Origin of the sequence: Streptomyces sp. H39-S7, assembly GCF_027158205.1 — a bacterium.
Lineage (GTDB): Bacteria > Actinomycetota > Actinomycetes > Streptomycetales > Streptomycetaceae > Actinacidiphila.
Map to the genome: position 1 here is coordinate 1 of NZ_JAPVLU010000111.1, position 8,213 is coordinate 8,213.

At 72.2% G+C, this 8,213-nt stretch carries 6 protein-coding genes; 3 read left to right on the top strand and 3 right to left on the bottom strand.

Annotated elements, in window-relative coordinates; translation table 11 throughout:
* On the bottom strand, window positions 1–1,208 hold a 1,208-nt coding region (locus tag O3X23_RS43340), incomplete at its 3' end, for a sigma-70 family RNA polymerase sigma factor (RefSeq protein WP_443048156.1).
* A gap of 122 nt (window positions 1,209–1,330) precedes the next feature.
* Complete coding sequence (locus O3X23_RS43345; RefSeq protein WP_269280751.1) at window positions 1,331–2,275, bottom strand: TetR family transcriptional regulator; 945 nt, start codon at window positions 2,273–2,275, stop codon at window positions 1,331–1,333.
* 293 nt (window positions 2,276–2,568) lie between these two features.
* Between O3X23_RS43345 and O3X23_RS43350 the strand changes: the two genes are divergently transcribed.
* Window positions 2,569–3,939, top strand: a complete 1,371-nt coding sequence (locus tag O3X23_RS43350) for an NAD(P)/FAD-dependent oxidoreductase (protein WP_269280753.1) — start codon at window positions 2,569–2,571, stop codon at window positions 3,937–3,939.
* A gap of 192 nt (window positions 3,940–4,131) precedes the next feature.
* Window positions 4,132–5,886: an ATP-binding SpoIIE family protein phosphatase gene (locus O3X23_RS43355; RefSeq protein ID WP_269280756.1), complete on the top strand. Its 1,755-nt coding sequence runs from the start codon at window positions 4,132–4,134 to the stop codon at window positions 5,884–5,886.
* 78 nt (window positions 5,887–5,964) lie between these two features.
* Here the strand turns inward: O3X23_RS43355 and O3X23_RS43360 are convergent, their stop codons facing one another.
* Window positions 5,965–7,284, bottom strand: a complete 1,320-nt coding sequence (locus O3X23_RS43360; protein ID WP_269280765.1) for an MFS transporter — start codon at window positions 7,282–7,284, stop codon at window positions 5,965–5,967.
* Between the two features lie 114 nt (window positions 7,285–7,398).
* On the opposite strand from O3X23_RS43360, the gene O3X23_RS43365 reads away from it, so the two are divergent.
* Complete coding sequence (locus O3X23_RS43365) at window positions 7,399–7,959, top strand: MarR family winged helix-turn-helix transcriptional regulator (protein ID WP_269280758.1); 561 nt, start codon at window positions 7,399–7,401, stop codon at window positions 7,957–7,959.
* Window positions 7,960–8,213: the final 254 nt, after the last annotated feature.

Genomic DNA, 8,213 nt, shown 5'->3' on the forward strand with positions numbered 1-8,213 from the left:
GGCGGCGGTGTGGTGACGGGCGCCACCGCCGCCGGCCTGGCCTGCGGCTTCGGCGCGGGCGCGTGATGGCCTGTGTTCATCGCGGCGAACGCGATACCGGCGGCCGCGACCACCACGGCCGCCACGATCCCGACCTTCGCGGGCGCGCCGAGCCCCTCGGCCACGGCGCCACCTCCCGCGGCCCCGGCGCCGCCACCCGACGCGGCCCCGGCTCCGGCGGCGCCACCCGACGCGGTACCGGATGCCGCCGCCGCCGCGCCTCCGGCGGCACTCGCCACTCCGACGCCCGCCACGATGCCGGCCACCTTCGCCGCGTACGCGGCGGCGAACCAGCCGATGACCGCGACCGGCAGCAGGCCCTTGAGCGCCGAGTTGACGTCGGCCAGCTCCAGCGCCGCCGCCCGGCACCGTTCGCACTCCTTGAGGTGTTTGCTCAACTCCCGGTCCGCACGCATCCGCAGACCGCCGCGCGCGTGCGCCCCGAGCCGGTCGGCGTACCGCGCGCAACTGCTCCCGGTGGTCAGCGTGGTGCTGACGTGCGCCTGCAGATAGGCCTGCCGCAGGCCCTCGCGGGCCCGGTGCGCCAGGACCGCCGTGGCGTTGGCCGTCAGACCGAGCAGCGGTGCGATCTCGCTCGGCGACTCCTCCTCGACGGCGGTGTGCCACAGCACCGTCTGCCACCGTTCGGGCAGCGTGCGGAAGGCCCGGATGGCCAGTGACTGCTCGGCTTCGTGCATGGCGCGGACGTCCGCGCCCAGGTCCAGCGTGGCCTCGTTCGCGGACGAGCCGGCCGCCGTCACCGCGAAAAGGGCGAAGTCCTCGACGAGTTGCTCGCGCCGGGCGGTGCTGCCCCAGGACGCGGCGACGCGCCGTACCGTCGTCAACAGGTAGGCGCGCACCGCCGAGTCCGGCCCGCTGCCGCCGCGTACCGCCTGGAGCGTGCGGGCGAAGACCTCGCCGGTCAGGTCCTCGGCGGTGTGCGCGTCGCGGCAGCAACTGCGGGCGTACCGGCGGACCGAGTCGGCGTGCCGCCGGTACAACTCCTCGTAGGCGGTGTCGTCCCCGCCGCGTACCCGGGCGACCAGTTCGGCGTCCGAAAGCGGTACTTGAGACTCCGGTTCGCGCTGTACGGGAACCCGGCGCGATGGCAGTCCGCCGCCCGCTTCCGCACTCGCAGCAGCGCTCGACTCGCCGTTTGCCTCGTCCACCGCGCCAGGGTGTCACACCTGGTGCATCCCGCAATATGCCGCGAGGGGGAACCACTCGTCCGGGGAGCGTTCGCTCACCGGTCCCACGGCCCCTCCGCCTCCGATCGACCCCGCTGACCGGCCTATTCGACCGGTGCGGTGCTCCAACTGAGCGCGGGCGGCGCCGAAGCGGCTTCGGCGGCCGGAGCCGCCGGCCGCGAGCGCAGACCGTCCAGCAGGATGTCCAGCAGCCGTGCCGACGCGGCCGCCTGCTGCGCCGGGTCGGGCAGCGAGGGCGCCGGGGTGGCTATCACCAGCAGCACGTCGGCCACCGAGACGTCCCCCCGCAGTTCGCCCGCCGCACGTGCCCGGTCGACGAGTTGGCCGACCACCTCCAGCAGCGCCGGAATTCCGGCATCGTCCTGCTCCGCGCCACCGTCGGGGACGGCGGCTTCCCGTACCGGAGCGCCGGTCGGGGCATCGGCCGGCGGTACCGGCGGAGAAGCCCCCGCCGGACCCGTGACCCCGATCGACAGCTCGCCCGGCTCCGCCGCCACGCTCAGCGGCGCCCGCTGTTGCGGAACCCGCGCCGCCTCGCCCGCGGGCCCGGCGTGCGCGGGCACTCCGGAGAGCGCGGGAACGGCACCCTCGACCGTGAAGCCGGCACTGCCGGATCCGCCGGACGACCCGGTCCTGACCCGCAGCACCTGCGGCGGCAGCAGCCGCCCGGCGCCCGAGGCCACCGAGGTCCGCAGGAAGCGCGCGAGCGCCGACCACGCCTCGTTCTCCTGGCCCAGAGCCGTTCTCGCCTGCTCGGTCAGCCGGGAGGTCTCCTCCTCGGCGATCCGCCGCACCAGTACGTCCTTGCTCGGGAACCGCCGGTACACGGTGCCGACGCCGACGCGCGCACGGCGTGCCACGTCCTCCATCGGCGCCCCGTAGCCCAGCTCCCCGAACACCTCACGCGCGGCCCTCAGCACATGTTCCAGATTGCGCTGGGCGTCCACCCGCAGCGGGGTCGCGCGGCTGCTGCCGCCGTTACCCTCCGCGCCTGCCGCTACCGTCCATTGAGAGTCCTGAATGTGCATATGTGTATCCCCCGGTTATGACGTCTCCCCCCGGAGACTCCCCACCCGTAATGATCATCGGCGCGCGACGAACGAACCCCGATGGACTACGAACATAGTTGAGCCCCGGTCAAGAAAGAAGGGGGTCCGTTCCGCCCGGCGCGTCCCCGATCGGAGTAGCGGGCCCGGGTGTTCTTCTTTCACCGGCTTTGCCCGGTCAACGACACATCCCTGACCTGCCGGATCGGCGGAAAAGTGAATCACTGCCGTTCGCCCTGTGGACAAACGTCCGTCATCCATTGCGTCATGGAGCAATGACGGAGTCGGCAGCCCAGTCAAGAGCCAGCACCAGCCCGCGCATTCTCGTGATCGGTGGAGGATACGTCGGTATGTACACCGCCCTGCGCCTGCAGCGGAAGCTGAAGCGCGGCGAAGCGGAAGTGATCGTCGTCGACCCGCAGCCCTATATGACGTACCAGCCGTTCCTCCCCGAGGCGGCCGCCGGGTCGATCTCGCCCCGCCATGTCGTGGTCCCGCTGCGGCGGGTGCTGAGCGGGTGCCGGCTGGTCGTCGGCGAGGCGACGCGCATCGACCACGCCAAGCGCGTGGCGACCGTGGCGACCCTGGCCACCGAGGAGGAGGGCGGCCCCGCGATCGAGATCCCGTACGACCACCTCGTCCTCGCCCCGGGCTCCGTCTCCCGGACGCTTCCCATCCCGGGCCTCGCCGAGTTCGCCATCGGCTTCAAGACCGTCGAGGAGGCCATCGGCCTGCGCAACCACGTCCTGGAGCAGCTCGACATCGCCTCCTCCACCCGTGACGTCGAGGTCCGGGACGCTGCGCTCACCTTCGTCTTCGTCGGCGGCGGCTACGCGGGCGTCGAGGCGCTCGCCGAGCTGGAGGACATGGCCCGCTACGCGTCGCGGTACTACCACAACCTGCGCCCCGAGGACATGAAGTGGGTGCTGGTCGAGGCGACCGAGAAGATCCTCCCCGAGGTCGGTGAGGAGATGGGTAAGTACGCCATCCGGGAACTGCGCGCCCGCAACATCGACCTGCGGCTCGGCACCCGGCTGGACTCGTGCGAGAACCGGGTCGCGGTCCTCTCCGACGGCACGCGCCTGCCCACCCGCACCGTCGTCTGGACCGCGGGCGTCAAGCCGCACCCGATCCTCGCCGCCACCGATCTGCCGCTGAACGAGCGCGGCCGGCTCAAGGGCACCGCCACCCTCATGATCGACGGGGTCGAGAACGCCTGGGCGGCCGGCGACGCCGCGGCCGTCCCGGACCTGACGGCGGAGGAGCCGGGCAAGGAGTGCGCCCCCAACGCCCAGCACGCCGTCCGGCAGACCAAGGTGCTCGCCGAGAACATCCTCGCGTCGCTGCGCGGACAGCCGCTGAAGGAGTACCGGCACAAGTACGTCGGATCCGTTGCCTCCCTCGGCCTGCACAAGGGCGTCGCGCACGTCTACGGACGCAAGCTCAAGGGGTATCCCGCGTGGTTCATGCACCGCGCCTACCACCTCAGCCGGGTGCCCACTTTCAACCGCAAGGCGCGGGTGCTCGCCGAGTGGACACTGTCCGGTCTCTTCAAGAGGGAAATCGTTTCGCTGGGCTCCCTGGAGCACCCGCGCGCGGAGTTCGAACTGGCCGCGGGAGGGCCCCCGAAACCGGACGCGCCCTGAACCCGGCGATTCCGTCCGGGCCGCGGGTCGGCCACACTGGGCGTGTGACCATGTGTGCGCCAGCACCTGCAAAGAGTGACAAATACGAGGAATCGGACGTTTGCTGAATTCTCCCGGGGAGCGACCCCCCGTACCCCCGCGCAGAGCCAGGCGGTCCGGGCTGCGCCACGCGACGCCACGAGGTGGAGCCCGGTGAACCTCACCCGCTGGAGCGCCCGGCTCCCCGGCACGCAGCGCCGCACGGCCGCGGCCGGCCGCACGTCCGACGCCGCATCCGCCGTACCCGGCGCGCCGGCGGGCGGCGGAGCCGTGCCCGCGGCCCGCGCCGAGCACCCGGAAGCACCGGCGTACGCCGTCGACGCGCTGTCGGTCTACGACGTCCTCAGCCAGGTCCCGGCGCTCATCGCCATCACCTACGGCGCCGCGCACCGCATCGCGTACGTCAACGAGGCGTACGCCGACGTCTTCGGTCCGCGCAGAACGGGCGAACCCGCCCGCGAGGGCCTCCCCGAGCTCGACGAGCTCGGACTGCTCCCGCTCATGGACCAGGTGCACCGCAGCGGCACACCGCGCACCGTCAAGGCGCGCAAGGTCACCCTCCCCGACCGGGACCGCTACTTCACCTTCACCTGCACGCCGGTGCGCACCGGCGCCCACCACGACGGAGCGCAGCCCGCCCAGGGCTCCGTGGGCGCACCGGCCGGGCGAGGGGGGCCGGCCGGGCCCGGCGGCCCCCAGCACGGCTCCCAGGACGAGCGCGGCGTCCTCGTCTTCGCCGCCGACGTCACGGACCAGGTGCAGGCGGCCGAGCGCCTCAGGGAGAGTGAACGCCGGCTGCACGCCACCGCCGTCACCCTCCAGCGCAGCCTGCTCCCGCAGGAGCTGGAACAGCCCGACGACCTGCGGGTCGCCGCCACGTACCAGCCGGGCGGCACGGACGCCGCCGTCGGCGGCGACTGGTACGACGTGATCACCCTCGGCGCCGGCCGCACCGCCCTCGTCATCGGCGACGTGATGGGCCGCGGCGTGCGCGCCGCCGCCGTGATGGGCCAGCTCCGTACCGCGGTCCGCGCGTACGCCCGGCTCGACCTCCCGCCGCACGAGGTCATCCAGCTGCTCGACGGCCTGGCCTCCGAGATCGACTCCACCCAGATCGCCACCTGCGTCTACGCGGTCCACGACCCCAGCGAGGGCAGGCTCTCGTACGCCACCGCCGGCCATCTGCCGATCATCGTCCGCGACCCCGACGGCCGGGTGCACCGCACGGACGAGCCGAACGGGCCGCCCCTGGGCACCGGCGGCTGGGTCCACAGCTCCGGGTCCATCCCGCTCGGCCCCGGCTCCATGGCGGTGCTCTACACCGACGGCCTGGTCGAGCGGCGCGGCGAGGACATCGATGTCGGCATCGATTCCCTGATGAGCGCCTTCGCCGGCGCGACCGGCACCCCGCAGGTCATCTGCGACCGGCTGCTGCGCGCCCTGGGCGTGACCTCCGAGCACGACGACGACGTCGCCGTGCTCGTCCTGCAGTACCCGGACCACACCGGCACCGACGCCGAGCTCTTCCGCAACGCCTCGCTGGACCTCCTCGGCGGCATCGAGGCGGCGCCGCGCGCCCGCGCCTTCGCCACGGGCGTCCTGTCCAGCTGGCGGTTCCCCGCGGAGCTGCGCGACCTCGGCGTCCTCGCCGCCAGCGAACTGGTCGCCAACTCGCTGCAGCACGGCACCCCGCCGATGCGGCTCCGGCTGCGCCGCACCGACCGCCGGCTGATCATCGAGGTCACCGACGGCGACGACCACCTGCCGCGCCGCCGCCGCGCGGAACCCGCCGACGAGGCGGGCCGCGGCATCTCGATCATCGCCACGATCGCCTCCAGCTGGGGCTCCCGCCGGACGCCGGGCGGTGGCAAGGCCGTCTGGTGCGAGTTCGCCCTCCCGCGAACCTGAGAACGACAGCTGCCCCGGCCATCCGGCCGGGGCAGCTCTGCGTTCTTCGGTCTTCGGTCCTTCGGCTTTCCGGGCCGCTCAGCCCCCGACGGAGGCCTCGACCGGCCGGCCGGTCACCAGCGGGCGCTCGACCGTCAGCGGCTCACGCGGCTCACGCGGTGCCGGCACGACGGCGTGCGGGTTGTCCTGGGCGGGCGTGAGCCCGCGGCCCATCCGCAGCGCCAGGAAGGTGATGCCGAGCGAGAACGCGATCAGCATGCCGATGTAGGCACTCCACATCCCGGCGCCGGCCATCACACCGCCCGCGGCGGGCCCGATCGCAAGCGCGAGCTGCTTCACCAGCGCGAACGCCGAGTTGTACTGCCCGATCATCCGCGCCGGCGCCAGATCGGCGACGAGCGGAGCGACGGTCGGCGACAGCATCGCCTCACCGAGCCCGAACAGCGCGTACGTGGAGATCAGCGTCACCGTCGCCACCGCCTGGCTCCCGTGGATGAGACCGGAGACACCCGCCGCGACCCAGGCGACGGACCAGACCAGCCCGACCGCCGCGATCACCCGGCTGCGCCGCCGCCGCTCGATCGTCTTCAGGACCAGGAACTGCGCCGCGACGATGACGGCCGTGTTCGCCGCGAGGGCGATGCCGAGCGTCGAGGGCCGGACGTGGGTGACCTCGGTCGCGAACGCCGCGAGGCCCGACTCGAACTGTCCGTAGCAGGCGAAGAACATCACGCCGCCGAGCACGCACAGCTGGACCATGGAGCGGTCCTTGAGCAGCAGCCGCCACCCGCCCGGGGCCTTGTCCGAGGGGGCGCACTCGATCGGGGACGTCCGCGGCAGCCGCACGGTGCAGACCACCGCGCCGAGCACCAGGAACATCACGGCCTCGATCGAGAACAGCAGCGTGAAGCTGCCGGGCCGCGAGGTGTCGACCATCAGCCCGCCGATGAGGCCGCCGATGCCCAGACCGAGGTTGGCGAGGAAGAACTGCGTCGCGAAGGCCCGCGAGCGGGTCCTCGTGGTGGAGCACCACACGATGAGCGTCGCGAGCGACGGCGAGATGATCGCGACGCCAGCGCCCATGACGGCCGACGACGCGACCACGGTCACCGCGGTCGAGGCGAGCCCGAACCCCATCGCGCCGATGGACGCCAGCACCGCACCGGTCATGGCCACGGGCAGGGGCCCCCGCCGGTCGATGGCCCGGCCGGTGAACGGCAGCACGCAGAGCGCGGCCACGGCATAGGCGGCCAGCACCACCCCGGCCGTCGTCGCACCGAGATCCCGTACCTGCGCCACGTAAATGAACAGGTACGGGACCGTGAAGCCGTTGCCGAACGCGCTCAGCGCGTTGCCCAGCTGGATCCGGCGCAGAGCCGCGCCCATCTCGGTGGTCACACTCACCTACCTAGGTTGTCGTTGAGTCCTGAAGACTTCAGAGTTAAAGTTAGAAGCTAAAGAGTACACAGAGAAGGGCTTTAGCGCCAAGCGGTTACGTGCCATACTCGGCGCATGCCTGCAGCAGACGGCCCCGCGAGTCCCCCGCACGAGCTGGACCTCGACGAGCAGATCGCGGCCTACCAGCGCGAGTTTCCCGAGGTGGACCCCCAGGTCGAGAAGGTCGTCACGGCGCTGGGCCGGCTCAACCGCCGTATGAACGTCGGCTACGGCCGACACCTCTCCGCCCTGGGCATCAGCAACGCCGAGTGGGAGGTCCTCAAAGCGCTCGTGGTCGTCGGCAAGCCGTACCGCCTCGGCCCCGGCGACCTCGCCAAGCGGCTCGGCCTCACCCCGGCCGCCATGACCCACCGCATCGACCGCATGGTCACGGAGGGCCTGGTCACCCGGGACCGCGACGAGTCCAACCGGGTACGGGTCATCGTCGAGCTGACGGACGAGGGCCGCGGCAAGTGGCTGGAGACCATGCGCATGGCCGCCGCCTTCGAGGCCGACCTGCTCCAGGACCTCTCCACGGACGAACGAGCGGTCCTGGGTGAAGTCCTCCAGCGCCTGCTGCGCCGTGTGGAGGTCGCACAGCCGGACGCCGGCGGGCGGCTCGAGGACCTCGACTGACGGGGTCCCGGGGCCGCGCAGGGCGGGGGTTGACACCCGCTGGACCGGTGCGTAGTGTTCTCCGAGTTGCCCGCCGGTGAACGCCGACGCGAGTCGGTCCCGAGGCAGCCACTCCGATCACCACAACCATGCGAACGAACGACGTGCTGTCGTTTTGTTTTCGTGCGTGTTTTCGGAATGGGAACGGAAAGCGGTCGATTGGATCGGACGCCGAAGTTCCGCTAAAGTTTCACTCGTCGGAAGGGCCTAACGGC

Excerpts from the sequence above, each read along its gene's own strand:
- O3X23_RS43365 (WP_269280758.1), top strand. The coding sequence starts at position 7,399 with ATGCCTGCAGCAGACGGCCCCGCGAGTCCCCCGCACGAGCTGGACCTC.
- O3X23_RS43345 (WP_269280751.1), bottom strand. The coding sequence starts at position 2,275 with ATGCACATTCAGGACTCTCAATGGACGGTAGCGGCAGGCGCGGAGGGT.
- O3X23_RS43350 (WP_269280753.1), top strand. The coding sequence starts at position 2,569 with ATGACGGAGTCGGCAGCCCAGTCAAGAGCCAGCACCAGCCCGCGCATT.